The organism is Streptomyces otsuchiensis, from assembly GCF_004305975.1.
GTDB classification, from domain to species: Bacteria; Actinomycetota; Actinomycetes; order Streptomycetales; family Streptomycetaceae; genus Streptomyces; species Streptomyces otsuchiensis.
In genome coordinates, this window is record NZ_BHZI01000562.1 from 1 (window position 1) to 911 (window position 911).

A 911-nucleotide genomic window follows, 5' to 3' on the forward strand; every position below is an offset into this window, starting at 1 on the left:
CCCCCACACCTCCGCACGCCACGTCCAGGCCGACGGCACCGGCTGGGAGCACGTGGTGGCTCAGCTGGACGACGGCGAGGACGCCCCGGCCGTGTTCGGGACCGACTCCTGGCGGCCGTCTCCCGGTGAGACCACCACCGAGACCGTCAACGTCGGCGTCTTCGGACCCCGGATGCGGGCGGGCGACGGAGCGACGCACTGGGGCGACAACCTGTCGCTGAGCGGGTCCCTGCTGGCCGACGGTCGCGGCCACGGCGGTGGCGCCGCCTACGACAGCGCCTCCTCGCGGCTGTACTTCGACGGTGAGTTGTACGAAAGCTGGGACGAACCGCTGACCTACCTGTGGACGGAGCCCCCGGCGGGCGAGTCGGAGGCCCGCCTGGTCTCCACCGTCGACCGGGCCGCCCGCGGCTACACGAACGTCTCCACCACGGTCACCCTCGACTGGAGCTTCACGCTCCCGGAGCCCAGCGACCTCCCCGAGGGCGGGGCGGTACCCGGACCGAGCACGATCCGGTTCACACCGGAGCTGGAGCTGGACAGCACCGCCCCGGCCGGACGCGAACACCGCGTCCCCGTCAGCGTCGAGGGCACCGCGGCGGCGTCCCTGGAGATCGAGATCTCCTACAACGGCGGCGAGAACTGGGCCGCCGTCCCGCTCCTGGACGCGCCGCTCCCGCACATCGTGGCCGACAACCCGGCCGTCGGCGGCTCGGTCTCCCTGCGAGCCACCGCCGAGGACACCGACGGAAACACCACCGTCCAGACCATCATCGACGCCTACCGCACCCGGTAACCCGCCGCGCGGCGAGGTTCTGTCGGGCCGGTCCCGGGCACTACCGGGACCGGCCGGCCGGCCAGCCGCCGCACTACGCTGGCTGCCATGGTTTCCTCCCCCGTCTCCCCCGCCG

The 911-nt window shown here is 73.3% G+C and carries 1 pseudogene; it reads left to right on the forward strand.

Annotated elements, in window-relative coordinates:
• Positions 1-796: pseudogene (locus tag E0D90_RS26935) on the forward strand (hypothetical protein); the annotation flags it as partial.
• Positions 797-911: the final 115 nt, after the last annotated feature.